This window comes from Streptomyces sp. NPDC051207 (assembly GCF_040682395.1).
In the GTDB taxonomy this organism is placed as follows: Bacteria; Actinomycetota; Actinomycetes; order Streptomycetales; family Streptomycetaceae; genus Streptomyces.
Window position 1 is genome coordinate 22,782 of record NZ_JBFBAX010000006.1, and the last position, 19,478, is coordinate 42,259.

Annotated in this window: 18 protein-coding genes; 8 read left to right on the forward strand and 10 right to left on the reverse strand. The window is 72.1% G+C overall.

Annotated elements, in window-relative coordinates:
• Window positions 1-68 precede the first annotated feature (68 nt).
• Both AB0M97_RS08300 and AB0M97_RS08305 read left to right on the forward strand, forming a co-directional pair.
• Window positions 69-1,817 carry an LCP family protein gene (locus tag AB0M97_RS08300; RefSeq protein ID WP_365959943.1) on the forward strand — a complete coding sequence of 583 codons (1,749 nt, stop codon included), beginning with the start codon at window positions 69-71 and terminating at the stop codon, window positions 1,815-1,817.
• Window positions 1,818-1,987: 170 nt separating this feature from the next.
• Window positions 1,988-3,571 carry an LCP family protein gene (locus tag AB0M97_RS08305; protein WP_365960138.1) on the forward strand — a complete coding sequence of 528 codons (1,584 nt, stop codon included), beginning with the start codon at window positions 1,988-1,990 and terminating at the stop codon, window positions 3,569-3,571.
• Window positions 3,572-3,656: 85 nt separating this feature from the next.
• Here AB0M97_RS08305 and AB0M97_RS08310 read toward each other — a convergent pair whose 3' ends face one another.
• On the reverse strand, window positions 3,657-4,685 hold the full coding sequence (locus AB0M97_RS08310; protein ID WP_365959944.1) for a glycosyltransferase family 2 protein: 1,029 nt from the start codon (window positions 4,683-4,685) through the stop codon (window positions 3,657-3,659).
• A 126-nt stretch (window positions 4,686-4,811) separates the two neighbouring features.
• Here AB0M97_RS08310 and AB0M97_RS08315 point away from each other — a divergent pair, with 126 nt between their 5' ends.
• On the forward strand, window positions 4,812-6,314 hold the full coding sequence (locus AB0M97_RS08315; RefSeq protein WP_365959945.1) for an LCP family protein: 1,503 nt from the start codon (window positions 4,812-4,814) through the stop codon (window positions 6,312-6,314).
• Between the two features lie 115 nt (window positions 6,315-6,429).
• Window positions 6,430-6,789, forward strand: a complete 360-nt coding sequence (locus tag AB0M97_RS08320; RefSeq protein WP_365959946.1) for a four-helix bundle copper-binding protein — start codon at window positions 6,430-6,432, stop codon at window positions 6,787-6,789.
• A 51-nt stretch (window positions 6,790-6,840) separates the two neighbouring features.
• Here the strand turns inward: AB0M97_RS08320 and AB0M97_RS08325 are convergent, their stop codons facing one another.
• Both AB0M97_RS08325 and AB0M97_RS08330 read right to left on the reverse strand, forming a co-directional pair.
• Window positions 6,841-7,467 (reverse strand): HAD-IA family hydrolase, encoded by a 627-nt coding sequence (locus AB0M97_RS08325; RefSeq protein ID WP_365959947.1) that lies wholly within the window; start codon window positions 7,465-7,467, stop codon window positions 6,841-6,843.
• On the reverse strand, window positions 7,460-8,635 hold the full coding sequence (locus AB0M97_RS08330; protein WP_365960139.1) for an LCP family protein: 1,176 nt from the start codon (window positions 8,633-8,635) through the stop codon (window positions 7,460-7,462). Before AB0M97_RS08330 ends, AB0M97_RS08325 begins: the two co-directional genes overlap by 8 nt.
• A 202-nt stretch (window positions 8,636-8,837) precedes the next feature.
• Between AB0M97_RS08330 and AB0M97_RS08335 the strand changes: the two genes are divergently transcribed.
• Entirely contained in the window at window positions 8,838-9,395 is a 558-nt protein-coding gene (locus AB0M97_RS08335) for an acyl-CoA thioesterase (RefSeq protein ID WP_365959948.1), read from the forward strand.
• 83 nt (window positions 9,396-9,478) lie between these two features.
• On the opposite strand, the gene AB0M97_RS08340 is transcribed toward AB0M97_RS08335, so the two are convergent.
• The gene (locus AB0M97_RS08340) at window positions 9,479-10,636 is read right to left on the reverse strand and encodes an acyl-CoA dehydrogenase (RefSeq protein ID WP_365959949.1); all 1,158 of its coding nucleotides are present in this window, start codon (window positions 10,634-10,636) and stop codon (window positions 9,479-9,481) included.
• Window positions 10,637-10,846: 210 nt separating this feature from the next.
• On the opposite strand from AB0M97_RS08340, the gene AB0M97_RS08345 reads away from it, so the two are divergent.
• Window positions 10,847-12,190: a UDP-glucose/GDP-mannose dehydrogenase family protein gene (locus AB0M97_RS08345; protein ID WP_365959950.1), complete on the forward strand. Its 1,344-nt coding sequence runs from the start codon at window positions 10,847-10,849 to the stop codon at window positions 12,188-12,190.
• Between the two features lie 106 nt (window positions 12,191-12,296).
• On the opposite strand, the gene AB0M97_RS08350 is transcribed toward AB0M97_RS08345, so the two are convergent.
• Window positions 12,297-12,803 carry a CGNR zinc finger domain-containing protein gene (locus AB0M97_RS08350; protein WP_365959951.1) on the reverse strand — a complete coding sequence of 169 codons (507 nt, stop codon included), beginning with the start codon at window positions 12,801-12,803 and terminating at the stop codon, window positions 12,297-12,299.
• A 91-nt stretch (window positions 12,804-12,894) separates the two neighbouring features.
• On the opposite strand from AB0M97_RS08350, the gene AB0M97_RS08355 reads away from it, so the two are divergent.
• Window positions 12,895-13,254: a VOC family protein gene (locus tag AB0M97_RS08355; protein ID WP_365959952.1), complete on the forward strand. Its 360-nt coding sequence runs from the start codon at window positions 12,895-12,897 to the stop codon at window positions 13,252-13,254.
• 118 nt (window positions 13,255-13,372) lie between these two features.
• Here AB0M97_RS08355 and AB0M97_RS08360 read toward each other — a convergent pair whose 3' ends face one another.
• The 4 genes from AB0M97_RS08360 to AB0M97_RS08375 all read right to left on the reverse strand — a co-directional run bounded on the left by AB0M97_RS08360 (window position 13,373) and on the right by AB0M97_RS08375 (window position 17,487).
• Complete coding sequence (locus tag AB0M97_RS08360; protein ID WP_365959953.1) at window positions 13,373-14,515, reverse strand: dipeptidase; 1,143 nt, start codon at window positions 14,513-14,515, stop codon at window positions 13,373-13,375.
• A gap of 127 nt (window positions 14,516-14,642) precedes the next feature.
• Window positions 14,643-15,821 carry a dipeptidase gene (locus AB0M97_RS08365; RefSeq protein WP_365959954.1) on the reverse strand — a complete coding sequence of 393 codons (1,179 nt, stop codon included), beginning with the start codon at window positions 15,819-15,821 and terminating at the stop codon, window positions 14,643-14,645.
• Between the two features lie 5 nt (window positions 15,822-15,826).
• Window positions 15,827-16,351: a 5-(carboxyamino)imidazole ribonucleotide mutase gene (purE, locus tag AB0M97_RS08370; protein ID WP_365959955.1), complete on the reverse strand. Its 525-nt coding sequence runs from the start codon at window positions 16,349-16,351 to the stop codon at window positions 15,827-15,829.
• A complete protein-coding gene (locus AB0M97_RS08375) occupies window positions 16,348-17,487 on the reverse strand; it encodes a 5-(carboxyamino)imidazole ribonucleotide synthase (RefSeq protein WP_365959956.1) in 1,140 nt (379 codons plus the stop codon). Before AB0M97_RS08375 ends, purE begins: the two co-directional genes overlap by 4 nt.
• Before the next feature lie 165 nt (window positions 17,488-17,652).
• Between AB0M97_RS08375 and AB0M97_RS08380 the strand changes: the two genes are divergently transcribed.
• The gene (locus AB0M97_RS08380) at window positions 17,653-18,159 is read left to right on the forward strand and encodes a GtrA family protein (RefSeq protein ID WP_365959957.1); all 507 of its coding nucleotides are present in this window, start codon (window positions 17,653-17,655) and stop codon (window positions 18,157-18,159) included.
• A 36-nt stretch (window positions 18,160-18,195) separates the two neighbouring features.
• Here the strand turns inward: AB0M97_RS08380 and AB0M97_RS08385 are convergent, their stop codons facing one another.
• Window positions 18,196-19,473: an ATP-binding protein gene (locus AB0M97_RS08385; RefSeq protein WP_365959958.1), complete on the reverse strand. Its 1,278-nt coding sequence runs from the start codon at window positions 19,471-19,473 to the stop codon at window positions 18,196-18,198.
• Between the last annotated feature and the right edge of the window lie 5 nt (window positions 19,474-19,478).

Consider the following 19,478-nt stretch of genomic DNA (forward strand, 5'->3'; position numbering starts at 1 on the left):
GCATGTACGAGACCCGGGCGCCTTTGGGGGTAAGGCGCCGCGTGCCCCGACGGAGGATTCGGACAACCGTGGACGCGCAAGGCCGTGGGCGGGCGGAGCACATCGACCCCGCAGACCAGTGGGTACTCAATCCGACCACCGGCGAATACGAACTGCAACTGAGTACTCCCGCAGCGCAATCGCCAGTCCCCGGACCCCGCCGCACCGCCTCCGCCGCGCGCCGGGCCGCGACCGCCCCGCGCGGCCGTAAGGCGGCACCCGGACGCCCGGCGCCCGACACCCCGGACCGGGACGTGCCGCCGCCGCGCAGACGCCGGGGCGCGCCCGCCGAACCGCCCCCCGGACGGCGCGGGCGGCGGCCGGAGAAGAAGAAGGCGAAGAAGGCGCAGAAGGCGCTGCTGTGGACCGGCGGCGTGATGGCGTTCGTCGTGCTCGCCACGGCGGGCGCCGCCTACCTCTACATCGAGCACCTCAACGGCAACATCGCCTCCTCCCCGGACGACGGCGCGAGCACCGGCGGCTTCAGCAAGGACAAGGCGATCAACATCCTGCTGATCGGCACCGACAAGCGCACCGGCAAGGGCAACGAGTCCTACGGCGACTCGGGCAGCGCCGGGCACGCCGACACCACGATCCTGCTGCACGTCTCCAAGGACCGCTCGAACGCGACCGCGCTGAGCATCCCGCGCGACCTGATCGTGGACATCCCGGACTGCCCGACGACGCAGGAGGACGGCAGCCAGAAGGTCATCGCCGGCTCGCAGGGCGTCCGCTTCAACACCAGTCTCGGCCAGGACGGCCGTACGCCGAGCTGCACCATGCGTACCGTGACGGAGCTGACCGGCATCAAGCCGGACAACTTCATGGTCGCCGACTTCAACGCGGTCAAGACGCTGACGACGGCGGTGGGCGGTGTCGAGGTGTGCCTGGCGAAGGACATCAACGACAAGGACTCCAAGCTCAACCTGAAGAAGGGCAAGCACGTCGTCGAGGGCGAGACGGCGCTGGCCTTCGTCCGCACCCGGCACTCGGTGGGCACCGGCGGCGACCTGAGCCGCATCAACCTCCAGCAGCAGTTCCTCAGCGCGCTGATGCGCAAGCTGAAGTCGAACGACACGCTCACCAGCCCGTCGAAGATGGTGAAGCTGGCGGAGGCGGGCACCGAGGCGCTGACCGTCGACTCCCAGCTGGACAGCATCGGCAAGCTGAAGGATCTCGGTCTTGAGCTGGGCAAGCTCAACGTCAAGAACCTGGCGTTCGTGACCGTGCCGGTGGTGGACAACCCGGCCGAGACGGTCAAGGCGACGGTCGTGCCCGACCCGCAGAAGGCGCCGCAGGTCTTCCGTTCGATCCAGCAGGACGTCTCCTTCACCGCCGTGAAGCAGAAGAAAAAGAAGGAGGCGGCGGCGGTGGCCGCCCGGCTCAAGGGCGAGAAGGCCGACCCGTCCGAGGTGCGGGTGCGCATCCTCAACGGCGGCGCCGAGGCGGGCAGCGCGCAGAGCACCCTCGCCTGGCTGCAGACCGAGCAGGGCGTGACGAAGTCCGAGAACTCCGGCAACGCTCCGGAGGAACTGAGCAGGACGACGATCGAGTACGCGCCCGAGCAGGCCGCCGAGGCGCGGCGGCTCGCCGACATCATGGGCCTGTCCGGGTCCGCGATGAAGGAGGGCGAGAGCGTGACCAACTCCCAGGGAATGCCCGCGATCACGCTGACCCTGGGCAAGGACTTCAAGGGCGCGGGCATCCCGCTCACCGGTCCGGCAAAGGCGCCGGACGTGGCGAAGTCCACGGCCGACAAGGTCAAGTGCGCCGAATAGGGACCGGCGGGGAGACCGGTCGCGGCGCGCCGCGGGGCTGAAGCGGAGCCGGGGGACCGGCCGGTGATTTCGGGGGGTAACCCAACGGGTCCGTCGTGCGTCTGACTTGACGCGGGGCGGACCCGTGTCAGGGCAGGGCGGGGAAGGGCAGGCACGTGGCGCGTAGCAGTGTGCGGGGGGAGGCGCCCGCGACCGGGGACACGACATCCCCGGAACCCCGGGAGCGGCAGGGGGAACCGTCCGGCGAAGGCCCCGGCGGCGGGCGGTGGGCCGGGTCCCGGCGCCGCAGACGGCGTGCCCTGCGCTGGTCGGCGACGGTACTGGCGGTGGTGACACTGGGCACCGCGGGTGCCGGGTATCTCTACTACCAGCACCTCAACGCCAACATCCGCAAGGACGAGCTGAACCTCGGCGACAGCAAGGTCGCCGAGCCCACGCCGAACGCCGCGGGCCAGACCCCGCTGAACATCCTGCTCATCGGCTCCGACGCCCGGGACACCGAGGAGAACCAGGAACTCGGCGGGGCCAGGGAGACGTTCGGCTCCACGCCCCGCGCCGACGTGCAGATGCTGCTGCACCTGTCCGCGGACCGCACCAACATGTCGGTCATCAGCATGCCCCGCGACACGCTGGTGCAGATCCCGAAGTGCACCGACCCGGACGACGGCAAGGTGTACCCGGCGAGCAACGGGCGCACGCTGACCAACCAGAGCCTCGGCAACGGCGGTCCCGGCTGCACGGTGGCCACCTGGCAGGAGCTGACCGGCATCCACATCGACCACTTCGTCATGGTCGACTTCGCGGGTGTGGTGTCGATGGCGGACGCGATCGGCGGTGTCCCGGTGTGCGTCGACGCCAACATCCACTCCCGCGACAGCCAGGGCCACGGCTCCGGCCTGAAGCTGAAGAAGGGCACCACGTACATCAAGGGCGAGCAGGCCCTCCAATGGCTGCGCACCCGCTACGGCTTCGAGGACGGCAGCGACCTCGCCCGCGCCAAGGCGCAGCACCTGTACATGAACGCGATGGTCCGGGAGCTGCGCGAGAACGCCACCCTCAGCAGCCCCAACAAGCTGCGCAGGCTGGCCGAGAAGGCCACCGAGGCCCTCACGGTCGACCCGGGCCTGGACACCGTCAAGAAGCTCTACGACCTCAGCAACGAGCTGCGGAAGGTGGAGCCGGAGCGCATCACCATGGCCACGATGCCGAACCGGTACGTGGGCGCGCGCGTGGAGCCCACCGAGGACGCCGAGCGGCTGTTCCGGCTGGTGCGCGACGACATCGCCCTGGACGGCAAGGACAAGAAGAAAACCTCCAAGAAGCGCTCGGACGATCCCGCGGCGCCCGACGCCGAGATCGCGGTCCAGGTGCGCAACGGCACCCGGACCGGCACCCTGGCCCCGGCGCGCGGACGCGCCGGAACGGTGGCGGGGCTGCTCGTGGAGAAGGGCCTCACCGGGGCGGTCGCCGACCAGAGCGTGACGCCGGCCGAGAAGCGCACGGTGGTGCGCTATCCGAGCGCGGACCTGGAGGGCGACGCCGAGCGGGTCGCCGAGTCGCTCGGGATTCCGCTCAGCTCGGTGAAGCGGTCGACGGAGGTGACCGGCGTGACGCTCGTCGTGGGAGCGGACTGGCGGGAGGGCACGGCGTACGAGCCCCCCGCGGAGAGCGACGAGACGCCCGAATCGGCCGAGGTCCTCAACGGCGCGGACGACAAGGCGTGCATGCGCGTGGACCCGGCGTTCACCTGGTGACGCGCGGGCCCGTCCGGTGCGCGCGGCGGCTCACCCGCGGCCGGGCCGCCCGGCTCACTGGAGCCGAGCCCCCGGGCCGCCCCGCTCACGTCGAGGTGAGCACCGCCGGGCGCCGGGACGCGATGACCTTCTTCGCCAGGGATGTGGGGCTGGTGAGGAAGCCCCAGCCCCACGACATGTGCATGGTGGCGAGCGCCACGGGGATCTGGAGCCGGGCCTTCAGCGGCAGTCCCCGGCCCGCGGGGACGGACCCGGCGACGATCGCCGCCAGGTAGCCGCCGGGCACCACGAACGCCCACGGGGTGACCAGGGCACCGGCCACCAGTCCCGCCGCTATGGCGCACACCGCCGTCGGCGGGGCGAGGTAGCGCAGGTTGATGGAGCCGGCGTGGTAGCGGGCCACGACGTGCCGCCACCGGCCGTAGTCCTTGTACTGCTTGGCGAGGGCCCGCACGCTCGGCCGGGGCCGGTACGACACCTTCAGCTCGGGCGAGAACCAGATCAGCCCGCCCGCCTCACGGATGCGGAAGTTCAGCTCCCAGTCCTGGGCGCGGATGAACTCCTCGTTGTAGCCGCCCTGCTGCTCCAGCGCCTCGCGCCGGAACACCCCGAGGTACACCGTCTCGGCGGGGCCGGCCTCGCCGCCCGTGTGGAACGCGGCGTTGCCCACGCCGATCCTCGACGTCATCGCGGCGGCGACGGCGCGCTCCCAGTCGTTCTCGCCCTCGGCGTGCATGATGCCGCCGACGTTCTGCGCGCCGGTCTCCGCCAGCAGCCGTACAGCGGTGGCGATGTAGTCCGGCGAGAGCATGCCGTGCCCGTCGACGCGGACGACGACGGGATGGCGGGAGGCCTTGATCGCGGCGTTCAGCGCGGCGGGCGTGCGGCCCGTCGGGTTGGGGACCGTGTGCACGCGCGGGTCCTCCCGGACGAGTTCGGCGGCGATCTCGTCCGTGCGGTCCGTGGACGGACCGAGGGCGATCACGACCTCCATCTCGCCGGCGTACTGCTGCGCGAGGATCGCTTGGACGGCCCCGCGCAGATGCCGCTCCTCGTTGAGGACGGGCATGATCACGGAAACGGCGGGCGGCCACATGTCGGGATTGGCGTTCATCGGTGCTCACGTTACCGCGAACGGGGGACACGGTTGCGCGCCGCCGGGGGCGCCGCCCCGGGCACCCGATCGTATCGGCCTACGGTGACACGGATCCCACGTACGGCCCCAGCGGAGGTGTCCCCGATGCCCAGCACGCCGCCTCGGTCCCCCTCCCCCAGGTCCTCGGCCGCCTCCGGGAAGACGCCGGGGCCGCAGGGCCGGCCGCGCCCGTCGTCCGGCGACCGGCAGACGCCCGTACGGCCGAAACGGCCGCGCTGGGCCGCGCGGGCGGTGACCACCCTGTCGGTGGTGATTCTCGCCTCGGCCGGGATCGGGCACGCGGTGGTCACCACCCTGGACGCGGACATCGCCCGCGTCGATCCCTTCAAGGACATGAAGAACCGGCCGCGGGCGGGCGACGGCATGAACCTGCTGCTGGTCGGCACGGACGGCCGCGACCGGATCTCGCCCGAGGAGCGGCACAGGTACCAACTGGGCGGCGCGCCCTGCCACTGCACCGACACGATGATGATCGTGCACATCTCGCAGGACCGGCGGCGGGCCAGCGTGGTGAGCCTGCCGCGCGACTCGTACGCGATGACGCCCCCGCACACCGACCGCACGACCCGCCAGAAGCACCGCGGCCACCCGGTCAAGCTGAACGCCGCGTACGCCGAGGGCGGGCCGCAGCTGACCGTGCGGACCGTGGAGAGCATGACCCGCGTGAAGATCGACCACTATCTGGAGGTCGACTTCACCAGCTTCATGAAGACGGTCGACGTGCTCGGCGGCGTCCGGATGTGCACCCCGAAACCGCTCAAGGACAGTTACACCGGCCTCGACCTGCCGGCCGGCACGCACCGTCTGACGGGCGGTCAGGCCCTGCAGTACGTGCGCGCCCGGCACGTCGACGGGGCCTCCGACCTGGGCCGGATGCGGCGCCAGCAGCAGTTCCTCGCCGCGCTGATCGACCGGGTGACGTCCTCCGGGATCCTGCTGAACCCGGTGAAGTTCCGGGACGTGACGCGGGCGGTGCTCGGCTCGGTGCGCGCCGACAAGGGCTTCGGCACCAAGGAGCTGCTGGACCTGGGCCGGGCGATGCGGAACTTCTCCCCCTCGTCCTCCGAGTTCACGACGGTGCCGATCGGGAACATGGGCTACGCCGTCGAGGGCGTCGGCTCGACCCTGAAGTGGGACACCGTGAAGGCCGAGCGCCTGTTCAGGGCGCTGCGCGACGACAAGCCGCTGGCCGTGCACCGGCCGCGCGGCCGGGCGTCCCGCGTCGAGGTCCCCCCGCAGCAGATCCGGGTCCAGGTGGAGAACGGCACGGGACGCACGGGCCTCGGCCGGCGCGTCGACACGGCGCTGGCGGCGACCGGTTTCCGCACGACCCGGATGCCGTCCAACGCCGTGGAGCGCACGGTACGGCGGACCGTCGTCGCCTACGACCCGCGCTGGGACCGCTCGGCGAGGTCCCTCGCGGCGGCGCTGCCGGGCAGCGAGCTGCGCGCGGTGAAGGGCCTCGGGGCGACGCTGAGGGTGATCGTCGGCGCGGACTTCCGGCAGGTCCGCACGGTCCGGGCGGAGGAACCGCCGCGGCAGGACGCGGCGGTGGTGCGGGGCGACGAGGTGGTGTGCCCGTCGTAGGAGCGGTACCGGGGCACGTGCGGGATCCGTCCCCGATGGCGCGGGGCGGTCGGCGGGCGTAGGACGGAAGCACACGGGTTCGAGCCCGTCGTCCCGCCGATCCCAGGAGGAAGCCATGCAGCCCACCACCACGCCCGCGATGAGCCAGGAGACGCAGGACTGCGTCGAGGCGTGCATGTCGTGCCACGCCGTGTGCGAGGAGACCATGAGCTCCTGCATGCAGAAGGGCGGCCAGGCCCAGATGCAGATCATGCGCGCCCTGATCGACTGCACCGAGATGACGCGCTGTTGCGCCGACATGATGATGCGCCGCTCCCCGCTGGCGGCCGAGATGTGCGCGCTGTGCGCCAGGGCCTGCGACATGTGCGCCGAGGCGTGCAGGGCGATGCCGGACGACCCGCAGATGGCGCGCTGCGCCGAGGCGTGCCGCCGCTGCGCCGACATGTGCCGGACGATGGCCGGCGCCACGATGTGACCTCGCGCGGGGAACCCCGGGGGCGCCCGCGGGTGCCCCCGGGCGGTGCGCTCAGGCGAACAGCGGGGCCAGCGCCCGCTCCAGGTCGGCCGCCTCCCGGAAGTGCACGGTCCGCATGCCCAGGGCCCCGGCCGCGTCGACGTATTCGGCGGTGTCGTCGACGTAGAGGCAGCGCTCGGGGCGTACGCCGACCAGGGACGCGGCGAGCCGCAGGATGCGCGGGTCCGGCTTGGCGAGGCCGACGCGGGCGCTGCTCACCACGTGGTCCGCGAGGTCGGCCAGGCCCAGTACGGCGAGGTCGTCCTCCAGGCGCAGGGTGGCGTTGCTCACCAGGACCAGCGGGACGCGGGTGCGGGCCCGGCGCAGCAGCGCCACGACCGGCTCGTCGGCCGCGAACGGCGACTCCAGCAGGGCCGTGCCGAGGTCCCACGCGGTCGGCTCGGACACCAGCCCGGCCAGGCCGGCGGCGATCGACCGCACCCACTCCTGGGCGTCGATCCGGCCCAGCAGCAGCGGCAGGTCGGTCTCCGGGGCGAACGCCACCTTCATCGTGGTGCCCTCGGCCAGGCCGGCGGCGCGCTCCAGCGCGTACACCCCGGCCGGGTCGTAGTGGCGGATCACGTTGTCGACGTCGCAGAGCACCGCGCCGAACGGTGGCCCGGCGGGGCGGTCAGTCACTGGAGACCGTGACCTTCTCGTCGTTCTTCAGCTGGCTGACCAGCGTCCTGACCTTGTCCATGTCCCACTGGAGGTTGCCGTTCCCGGCGCTGCCCGAGATCGGCATGTTCATCGACGTGCCCTCGCCGCCGCTGACGCCCTTCATCGCCCAGAACATGGACGCCAGGTCCCACAGGCCCATGTCCTTGTCCACGACGAGGGAGTCCAGGCCCGCGCCCATCGTCGGGTACAGCCGGAAGGGGTTGAGGACGGTGCCCGGCGTGGCCACCTGGTTGGCGAGCGCGGACAGGAACTTCTGCTGGTTCTTGGTGCGGTCCAGGTCGGAGCCGGCCAGCGCGTACCGGGTGCGGACGAAGGCGAGGGCCTCCTCGCCGTTCAGGGTCTGCCGGCCCTTCTTCAGGTCCGCGCCGGACTTGGTGTCCTTGATGTCCTGCGGGATGTCCATCTCCACGCCGCCGACCGCGTCGACGATTTTCGCGAAGCCGCCGAAGCCGATCTCGACGTAGTGGTCGATGTGCAGGCCGGTGTTGAACTCGACGGTGCGCACCAGCAGGGTCGGGCCGTCGATCGAGTAGGCCGCGTTCAGCTTGTTGGCGCCCATCGCGGGGCGGGGCTTGCCGGACTGCGAGCCCTTGAACTCCGGGATCATGACGTTGGAGTCGCGGGGCAGGGAGATCAGCGTCGGGCCGTTGCTGCCGGTGTGCAGGATCATCATCGAGTCCGTGCGCTTGCCCGCGGCGGACCCGGTGTGCAGCTTCTTCTTCTCCTCGTCGGACATGCCCTCGCGGCTGTCCGAGCCGACGATCAGGTAGTTGGTGCCCTCGCCGGCCTCGGGCCGGTCGATGACGGTGGCGAGGTCGACCTCGCGGTTGAGCTTGGAGTCGGCCCAGAAGTACGTGCCGACCGTGGTGACCAGCAGCACCGCCGTCACGGTGATCGCGGTCACCTTGATACGGCGCCGCCAGTCCGGTGGCCGGTGGTACGCGCCCGGGCCCACGTCACCGCCGCCGCGTCTGCCGCCGCCCCCGTACACCCGGCCGGTGTTGTAGCCGCTGTCGTAGCCGGGCTGCTCCCCGTGGCCGTCGACGTACGAGGGCTGCTGCGGCACGCCGCCCGCGTACGGCGGCGGGGCGGGCCGTGCCGCCTGTCCGCGGCGGACCTGCCGCATCACACGCGCGCCTTCCGGCTGCGCACCGGCGCTGCCGCGTCCGTAGCCGTTGTCGTCGGACCGTCCCTGGGGCCAATCGTTCATGGGCTCAGTGTGCAGGGCCCGGCTGTGTGCCTTACAAGGTTCGGCGGAAAATAGGGGCACTGCTGTTGCGAAGCTGACACAAATTCCCCGGATGTCAGTTCGGCATATGGTGGAGGCCATGACAGACCAGGTCTCAGCTGCGGATCCGGAGACCCCGGACATTCCGGGCAAGCCGACGTCGGCGTCCCGCACCACCCTCAGTCACATCATGACCCACAACGACACCAACCTGCTGGGTACCGTGCACGGCGGCGTGATCATGAAGCTGGTCGACGACGCGGCGGGAGCGGTGGCCGGGCGGCACTCCGGCGGTCCCGCCGTCACCGCCTCGATGGACGAGATGGCGTTCCTCGAACCGGTCCGCGTCGGCGACCTCGTCCATGTGAAGGCGCAGGTCAACTGGACCGGCCGGACCTCCATGGAGGTGGGCGTGCGGGTGCTGGCCGAGCGCTGGAACGAGTCGGCGCCGCCCACCCAGGTCGGCTCCGCGTACCTGGTCTTCGCCGCGGTGGACGCCGACGGCAAGCCGCGCCGCGTCCCGCCCGTACTGCCCGAGACCGAACAGGACAAGCGCCGCTACCAGGAGGCCCAGATCCGCCGCACCCACCGCCTGGCCCGCCGCCGGGCGATCATGGAACTGCGGGAGAAGCGGGCGGCGGAGGGCTTCGAGGACTGAGCCCTCCCGGACACGGAGACGGCCCTCCCGGACACGGAAAACGGCCCCCGGCGTCGCGCCGGGGGCCGCGGTGGTCCCGTCCGTCACGGCAGGTTGCGAGCCATGACGATGCGCTGGACCTGGTTCGTGCCTTCGTAGATCTGCGTGATCTTGGCATCGCGCATCATGCGCTCCACCGGGTAGTCCCGGGTGTAGCCGTAGCCGCCGAGGAGCTGGACGGCGTCCGTGGTGACCTCCATGGCGACGTCGGAGGCGAAGCACTTGGCGGCGGCGCCCTGGAAGGTGAGGTCGCTGTCGCCGCGCTGGGACTTCGCGGCGGCGGCGTAGGTCAGCTGGCGGGCGGCCTCGATCTTCATGGCCATGTCGGCGAGCATGAACTGGATGCCCTGGAAGTCGGCGACCGGCTTGCCGAACTGCCTGCGCTCCTGGACGTAGCCCCTGGCGTAGTCGAGGGCGCCCTGGGCGATGCCGAGGGCCTGGGCGGCGATGGTGATGCGGGTGTGGTCCAGGGTCTTCATCGCCGTGGCGAAGCCGGTCCCCTCCTCGCCGATCATGCGGTCGGCGGGGACGCGGACGGTGTCGAGGTAGACCTCGCGGGTCGGGGACCCCTTGATGCCGAGCTTCTTCTCCGGGGCGCCGAAGGAGACGCCCGGGTCCGACTTCTCCACGACGAACGCCGAGATGCCCTTGGAGCGCTTGGCCGGGTCGGTGACGGCCATCACCGTGTAGAACTCGGAGACGCCCGCGTTCGTGATCCAGCGCTTGACGCCGTTGAGGACCCAGTGGTCGCCGTCGCGGACGGCCTTCGTCTTCATGCCGGCCGCGTCCGAACCCGCGTCCGGCTCGGACAGGCAGTACGAGAACATGCCCTCGCCCTTGGCGAGCCGCGTCATGTACCGCTTCTTCAGGTCCTCGGAGCCGGACAGGATCACCGGCAGCGAGCCCAGCTTGTTCACGGCCGGGATCAGGGAGGAGCTCGCGCAGACGCGGGCCACCTCCTCGATCACGATGACCGTGGCCAGCGCGTCGGCGCCCGCGCCGCCGTACTCCTCGGGCACGTGCACGGCGTGCAGGTCGTTGGCGACGAGGGCGTCGAGCGCCTCCTGCGGGAAGCGGGCCTGCTCGTCGACCTCGGCGGCGTGCGGCGCGATCTTCGCCTCGGCCAGCGAGCGGACAGCGTCACGGAGCATGTCGTGCTCCTCGGACGGGCGGTACAGGTCGAAGTCAGCCGATCCGGCCAAGGTCTCTCACGCTCCAAAACGCTGCGGTGCCTGTGCTAACTACCGTTAAGTAACTCAAATTTTATGGTGCTGCTCACTCCAGGGATACGTGAGCTTGGCGACAGCGGGAACCACCGGGAGCGAAGTGGTGCGGTGAGGGCTCACCCGGGCCCCGACTATGCTCGTGCAGCGCATCGCAAGCCCCGCCTCCGCCGTACCCCTGGAGCACCCATGGCCCTGAAGATCACCGTGATCGGCACCGGTTACCTCGGCGCCACGCACGCGGCGGCCATGGCCGAACTCGGTTTCGAGGTGCTGGGACTCGACGTCGTGCCCGAGAAGATCGAGATGCTCCAGCGCGGCCAGGTCCCGATGTACGAGCCCGGCCTCGAGGACCTGCTGCGCCGGCACGTCGCCGGGATCGGCGGGTCCACCGGGCGGCTGCGGTTCACCACCGAGTGGGCCGAGGTGGCCGCGTTCGGCGATGTGCACTTCGTCTGCGTGAACACCCCGCAGAAGCACGGCGAGTACGCCTGCGACATGTCGTACGTGGACGCGGCGATCGCCTCGCTCGCCCCGCATCTGACCGGCCCCGCCCTCGTCGTCGGCAAGTCGACCGTGCCCGTCGGGTCCGCCGACCGCCTCGCCGCCTACCTGGCCGCGCACGCGCCCGCCGGGGCCGATGCCGAGCTGGCCTGGAACCCGGAGTTCCTGCGCGAGGGCTTCGCCGTCCAGGACACGCTGCACCCCGACCGGATCGTGGTCGGCGTGCGCAGCGAGCGCGCGGAGAAGCTGCTGCGCGAGGTGTACGCCACACCGGTCGCCGGGGGCTCGCCGTTCGTGGTGACGGACTTCCCGACCGCGGAGCTGGTGAAGACCGCCGCGAACTCCTTCCTCGCCACGAAGATCTCCTTCATCAACGCCATGGCCGAGGTGTGCGAGGCCGCGGGCGGCGACGTCGCCAGGCTGGCCGAGGCCATCGGGTACGACGACCGGATCGGCAGCAAGTTCCTGCGGGCCGGCATCGGCTTCGGCGGCGGGTGCCTGCCGAAGGACATCCGGGCGTTCATGGCGCGCGCCGGTGAGCTGGGCGCCGACCAGGCGCTGACGTTCCTGCGCGAGATCGACTCCATCAACATGCGCCAGCGCGGGCAGATGGTGGAGCTGGCCCGGCAGGCACTGGGCGGCGGGCCGTTCCTCGGCAAGCGGGTGGCGGTGCTCGGCGCGACCTTCAAGCCCGACTCGGACGACGTGCGGGACTCGCCCGCGCTGAACGTCGCCGGGCAGATCCACCTCCAGGGCGGCCAGGTCACGGTGTACGACCCGAAGGGCATGGACAACGCCCGCCGGATCTTCCCCACGCTCGGCTACGCGGACACCGCCCGGGACGCGGTGCGCGGCGCGGACGTGGTGCTGCACCTGACGGAGTGGCGGGAGTTCCGCGAGCTGGACCCGGAGCAGCTCGGCGAGGTCGCCGCGGCCCGGATCGTCCTCGACGGGCGCAACGCGCTGGACGCGCAGCGGTGGCGGAAGGCCGGCTGGACGTACCGGGCGATGGGGCGGCCCACCGCCTGACCGCCCGTACGACGCCGGCGACGCCGGTTCGGCCGAGGCTCAGTCGGCCGAACCGGCGTCTGCGTGCATTCTGCCGCACCCCCGCCGGCCGTGAGCGCCGCGGCGCTCAGGTCCCCTTGGCGCGGTACCGGCGCATCTTGGCGCGCGCCCCGCACACCTGCATCGAGCACCAGCGGCCCCGGCCGGCGGGGCTGCGGTCGTAGTACGCCCAGAGGCAGTCGGCGGCCTCGCAGGCCTTGAGCCGGGTCCAGGTGCCGGCGACGAGTGCCTCCGCGACGGCCCCGGCCACGCGGGAGAGCAGGGACCGGCCGTCGGCGGGGGCCAGGGCGGCCGAGCCGTCGTGCTCGTCGACCGTCACGTGCAGGGGGGCCCGGGCGAGGAGGTCGCCGAGCGGGGTGACCTCGCGGTGCGCGGGGTGGCCGGCGTGGGCGAGCAGGGCGGCGCGCAGCGACTCGCGCAGTTCGCGGGCCGCGGGCAGGTCCTTCTCGGTGAGCCCGAAGGCCGCGCGGCCCTCCGGCGTGCCGAGCCGGTCGGTGCCCCGCTCCACGTCCAGCGTGTTGACCAGGGACTCGATCAGCGCCAGTCCGCCGGGGGCCGGGGGTTTCTCACTCACGCTTGCGACGTTACCCCTCATGGGGAAGCATGCAGTAACCGTTACTGGTTACCCGGCTCTTCGGGTAACCGCACGCTTCAAGGAGGAAGTCATGGCTGTCGCCGAACTGGGCGTTGTCGTCCTGGACTGCCCCGACCCCCACGCGCTGGCCGGGTTCTACGCCGGTGTGCTGGGCGGCACCGTGGAGGGCGAGGACGACTGGGTCGACCTGAAGCTGCCGGACGGGAAGGCGCTGGCGTTCCAGGCCGCGCCCGGGTTCGTCCCGCCGAAGTGGCCGGCGCCCGACCACTCGCAGCAGTTCCACCTGGACCTGGACGTGAAGGATCTGGACGCGGCGGAGAAGGCCGTGCTGGAGCTGGGCGCGAAGCCGCTGGACACGGAGGACCGGGAGCGGACCTTCCGGGTGTACGCGGACCCGGCCGGGCACCCGTTCTGCCTCTGCGCCTGCTGAACCGGGGGCCCTCGTGGCCGTGGCCCGTATCCGGGCCGGCCCTGTCACCCGTCGGGCCCGGGCGGGCCGTCACCCGTCCGGCCCGGGGGGCCGTCACCCGTCGGGCCGGGGCGGGCCGTCAGCCGTCGAGTTCGGTGATCGTTGCCGTCGACGGCTGCCGGCGTTCCTGCGCGGCACGGGCCGTGAAGTCCGCCGCGCACAGGACCCGCTGGACGTTTTCCCAGGTCAGCAGCGCGATGTCGGCCTCGCTCCAGCCGCGGTGCAGCAGCTCGGCGATCAGCCGCGGGTAGCAGGAGGCGTCGCCGAGTTCCTGCGGATGGGCGGTTCCGGTGTCGTACGTGCCGGACAGGCCGACGCTCTGCGGGCCCGCGACCGCGCGTACGTGGTCGAGGTGGTCGGCGACGTCCCGCACGGTCGGGCCGGTCTGCTCGGCGGTCAGCGGCACCATGCACAGGCCCCCGGCCGCGCCGAGCTCGGCGAGCAGGCCGTCGGGCAGGTTGGCCGGGTGGGGGCGCAGCGCGCGGGCCGCGGACCGGGTGCACAGCGCGGGCGCCTTGGAGACGGCGAAGGTGGCGCGGGCGGTCTCCTCGCAGGCACCGGAGAGGTCGGTGATCACCCCGAGCCGGTTCATCTCGCGGACGACCTCCTGGCCGAACCGGGTGAGCCCTGCCTCGCCCGCCCAGGAGACCCCGCTGAGCGTGAGGACGCGCAGGCCGAGGACGTGCAGGGCGCGCAGCACGGCGAGGGAGTCGCCGAGGGCGGCGGCCCCGGCGGGGCCGAGCAGCACGGCGGCGCGTCCGCAGTGCCGGGCGTCGGTGACCTCCCCGGCGCTGTGGGCGAGGCGCAGGCCCTCGGGGTAGGCGCGGGTCACGGACTTCACCAGGTCGAGCTGTTCGACGGTGTCCGCGACGGCGCCGTCGCCGCGGCGGCCGTCGGGCAGGTGCAGCGACCAGAACAGGGCACCGACGTGGCCGCGCCGCAGCCGGGGGATGTCGGTGTCGACGCTGCTCTCGCCGAGTTCCAGGTCGTACCAGTGCAGGTGGCGCAGCGTCCACGCCAGTCCGCTGTAGCCGTCGGCGACGGGGTGGGCGGCGAGGAGGGCACGGGCGCGCCGCAGGGGGGCCTCGTCGTCCTGGCCGGGGTCCGCAGCGGGGGACTCGGACGGGTACGGCTCGGCGGGGAAGGGCTCCGTGAGCTCACCGACCTCACCGAGCTCGCCGATCTCGCCGGCGGTGTGCAGGTCGTCCTGGAGATCTGCCATGGCGGGCTCCGTACGTCGTGAACGGGGTACCGTCACCGTCGCACGGAGCCGGGGACGCTTCCTGGTGGGTGCGCCGTCCGGGCGTCCCCCGGTCCGGCGAACCCGGCCGCGCCGGTCCCTCCGGCGCTCAGCCGTCCAGGTCCTTCGGCGTCGCGTTGGACGGGCCGCGCGTGACCTGGAGGTCGCGGGCCACGTCTTCGGCGGCGCCCAGCACCCGTACCGCGTTCTGCCAGGTCAGCTTGGCCAGGTCGGTGTCGGACCAGCCCCGGTCGAGCAGTTCGGCGACGAGGTGGGGGTAGCCGGAGACGTCGTCCAGGCCGTCCGGGGTGAACGCCGTGCCGTCGTAGTCGCCGCCGATGCCGAGGTGGTCGACGCCGGCGACCTCGCGCATGTGGTCCAGGTGGTCGGCGACCGTGGCCGCGGTGGCGACCGGGCGCGGGTGGCGCTCCTCGAAGGCGCGGTGCACCCTCATCGCCTCGGCGGTGGTGTCGAGGGGGTGGAAGCCGTGCGCGCGCATGTTCTCGTCCGCGGCGGCCGTCCAGTCGACCGCCGCCTGGAGCACGAACTTCGGCACGAACGTCACCATGGCGACGCCGCCGTTGGCGGGCAGCCGCTCCAGCACGTCGTCCGGGATGTTGCGCGGATGGTCGCAGACGGCGCGCGCGGAGGAGTGCGAGAAGATCACCGGCGCGGACGTGGTGTCCAGCGCGTCCCGCATCGTCGTCGCCGCCACGTGCGAGAGGTCGACGAGCATGCCGACGCGGTTCATCTCCCGCACGACCTCGCGGCCGAACGCCGACAGGCCGCCGACGCGGGGCTCGTCCGTCGCCGAGTCCGCCCACGGCACGTTGTCGTTGTGGGTGAGGGTCAGGTAGCGCACGCCGAGCGCGTACAGCGCGCGCAGCGTGGCGAGGGAGCAGGCGATGGAGTGGCCGCCCTCGGCGCCCATGAGGGAGGCGATGCGGCCCTCGGCGCGGGCCGCCTCCATGTCGGCGGCCGTCAGCGCCGGGGCCAGGTCGTCCGGGTGGCGCGCCAGCAGCTGCCGTACGCAGTCGATCTGCTCCAGGGTGGCCGGCACCGGGTCGGGCAGGTCGGAGCGGACGTACACGGACCAGTACTGGGCGCCGACGCCGCCCGCGCGCAGCCGCGGCAGGTCGGTGTGCAGGTGGGCGCGCTGGTCGGTGGCGATGTCGCGGGCGTCGAGGTCGTAGCGGACCTGCTCGCGCAGCGCCCAGGGCAGGTCGTTGTGGCCGTCGGCCACCGGGAACTCGCGCAGGAGTTCCCGGGCCCGGTCCAGGGCGGCCATCCGGGTCACTTCCCGAAGCCGAAACCGGCCGCGGAGCCGCCGGCCTTGGAGCGCAGCCGCTTGCCCTTCTCGGTGGCCTGGTCGTTCAGGTCCTGCTGGAACTCGCGCATCCTCTGCAGCAGCTCCTCGTCGTGCGCGGCGAGGATGCGGGCCGCGAGCAGACCGGCGTTGCGGGCACCGCCGACGGAGACCGTGGCCACCGGCACACCGGCCGGCATCTGCACGATGGACAGCAGGGAGTCCATGCCGTCCAGGTACTTCAGGGGCACGGGCACGCCGATGACGGGCAGCGGCGTCACGGAGGCGAGCATGCCGGGCAGATGGGCGGCGCCGCCCGCACCCGCGATGATCGCCTTCAGGCCGCGGCCGGCGGCCTGCTCGCCGTACGCGACCATCTCGCGGGGCATGCGGTGCGCGGAGACGACGTCCACCTCGTACGCGATCTCGAACTCGTCCAGGGCCTTGGCGGCGGCCTCCATGACCGGCCAGTCGGAGTCCGACCCCATGACGATGCCAACGACAGGGCTCATTCGGTGATCGTGCCTCTCAGGTAGCCGGCAGCGTGACGGGCGCGCTCCAGCACGTCGTCCAGGTCGTCGCCGTAGGTGTTGACGTGGCCCACCTTGCGGCCCGGCTTCACGTCCTTGCCGTACATGTGGATCTTCAGCTGGGGGTCGCGGGCCATGCAGTGCAGGTACGCCGAGTACATGTCCGGGAAGTCGCCGCCGAGGACGTTGACCATGACCGTCCAGGTCGCGCGGGTGCGCGGGTCGCCGAGCGGGAGGTCGAGGACGGCGCGGACGTGGTTGGCGAACTGGCTGGTGATCGCGCCGTCCATCGACCAGTGGCCGGAATTGTGCGGTCGCATCGCGAGTTCGTTGACGAGGATGCGGCCGTCGCGGGTCTGGAACAGCTCGACGGCGAGGTGGCCGACGACGCCGAGTTCCCTGGCGATGGTCAGCGCCATCTCCTCGGCCCGCAGGGCCAGGTCACGGTCCAGGCCGGGGGCGGGCGCGATCACCGTGTCGCACACGCCGTTGACCTGGCGGGACTCCACGACCGGGTAGGCCACGGCCTGGCCGTGCGGGGAGCGGACCACGTTGGCGGCCAGCTCGCGCACGAAGTCGACCTTCTCCTCGGCGAGGACGGGCACGCCGGCCCGGAACGGCTCGGCGGCCTCCTCGGCGGAGTCCACGACCCACACGCCCTTGCCGTCGTAGCCGCCGCGGACGGTCTTGAGGACGACCGGGAAGCCGTCGCCCTCGGCGGCGAAGGCCGCCACGTCCTGCGGGTCGCTGACGATGCGGTGCCGCGGGCAGGGCACGCCGATCGCGGTGAGTTTCGCGCGCATCACGCCCTTGTCCTGGGCGTGCACGAGCGCGTCGGGGCCGGGGCGCACGGGGATGCCGTCCGCCTCCAGGGCCCTGAGGTGCTCGGTGGGCACGTGCTCGTGATCGAAGGTGATCACGTCACAGCCGCGCGCGAACTCACGCAGCGTGTCCAGGTCGCGGTAGTCGCCGATGACGACGTCGTGCACGACCTGTGCCGCGGAATCCTGAGGAGTGTCACTGAGGAGCTTGAACCTGATGCCCAGTGGGATGCCCGCCTCGTGTGTCATACGAGCGAGCTGACCGCCACCGACCATGCCGACTACGGGGAACGTCACGCCCCTAGGGTATCGGCCACGCCGGCATGGCCGGTTTCCGGACCGCCGAGGAGCGACAACCGGCCGTGACACCCGGTCCCGCCGCCGTCTGCCAGGAAGATCGCACCACCGGGTGGTTAGCATGGCTGGGTTGACGCAACCGACACGACGGGGGCCTGCACGACGATGGAACGCGGTTCCCCGGGGTTCCGACGGCTCGTCCACGAAGTCGCCAAGTTCGGCGCGGTGGGCGGCGCCGGCGTGCTGGTCAACCTCCTCGTGTTCAACCTGGTGCGGCAGACGACCGACCTGCCGGTGGTGCGGGCGGGCGTCATCGCCACCGTCGTCGCCATCGCCTTCAACTACGTCGGCTTTCGCTACTTCACCTACCGGGACCGCGACAAGAGCCGCCGCACCCGGGAACTGACCCTGTTCCTGCTGTTCAGCGTGGTCGGCCTGGTCATCGAGAACGGCGTGCTGTACGTGGCGACGTACGGCTTCGGCTGGGACACGCCGCTGCAGAACAACATCTTCAAGTTCGTCGGCATCGGCGTCGCCACCCTGTTCCGCTTCTGGTCGTACCGCACGTGGGTCTTCCGCGCGCTGCCGGACCACGGGCCGGTGGCGGACGTGGAGGCGCTGCTGAAGAAGGAACGCGCGAAGGCGAAGCGGCAGCAGCGCGTCCGGGCCTGACCGGCCGCGGCCCGCGGACCCGGCCCCCGCCGCACGTCAGCGGACCGTCGGCTCGTCCGCGCCCTTCTTCGACGGCGGCGTACGCGACAGGAACAGGCCGAACACCGGCGGCTTGGTCTGGAGCATCTCCAGGCGCCCCCCGTCGGCCTCCGCGAGGTCCCGGGCCACGGCCAGGCCGATACCCGTGGAGTTGCGACCGCTGATGGTCCGCTCGAAGATCCGCGCCCCGAGTTCCGCCGGTACGCCGGGCCCCTCGTCGGTGACCTCGATGACGGCCTGGTTGCCGGTGACGCGGGTGCGCAGCGCGACCGTGCCGCCGCCGTGCATCAGCGAGTTCTCGATCAGCGCGGCCAGCACCTGCGCCACCGCGCCCGGCGTGCCGACGGCCTGAAGATGCCGCTTGCCGGAGCTGACGATGGCCCGGCCGGCCTGGCGGTAGGCCGGGCGCCACTCGGCGAGCTGCTGCTGGATGACCTCGTCCAGGTCGAAGGTGACGGCGGAGCCGGTGCGCGGGTCGCGGGAGTTCGTCAGCAGCCGCTGCACCACGTCCGTCAACCGCTCCACCTGCGCCAGCGCGATCGTCGCCTCCTCCTTCACCGTGGCCGGGTCGTCGGTGAGGGTGATCTCCTCCAGCCGCATCGACAGCGCCGTCAGCGGGGTGCGCAGCTGGTGGGAGGCGTCGGCGGCCAGGCGGCGCTCCGCGGTCAGCATGCGGGCGATGCGCTCGGCGGAGGCGTCCAGCACGTCCGCCACCCGGTCCAGCTCGGGGACGCCGTACCGCTTGTGCCGCGGGCGCGGGTCACCGGAGCCGAGGCGCTCGGCGGTCTCGGCGAGGTCGGTGAGCGGGGAGGCGAGCCGGTTGGCCTGGCGCACCGCGAGCAGGACGGCCGCGATGACGGCGAGCAGCGCCACCGCGCCGATGATCAGCAGCGTGCGGCCGACCTCGCGGGTCACCTCGGAGCGGGGCTCCTCCACGACGACGGTCTCGCCGCCCTCGCCGACGGCCTCGCCCCGGATGACGTCGCCCTCCGGCTTGGAGCCGATCTGGATGGCCCGCTCCCCGGGGATGCTGATCACGGCGTAGCGCTGCTGGGCGACCTGCTCGACCTGGGCGCGCAGCACCTCGGTGTCGACGCGCTCCGCGGTGAGCAGCCGGCTGTCCACGATGCTGGCCAGGCGCAGCGCCTCGGACTCCACGCGCTCCTGGGCGCTGTTGCTGATGGTCCGGGTCTCGACGATGACGAGGGAGACGCCGAAGACGGCGATCACGACGAGCACCACGGCGAGCGTGGACTGGATCAGTCGGCGGCGCATGCTCC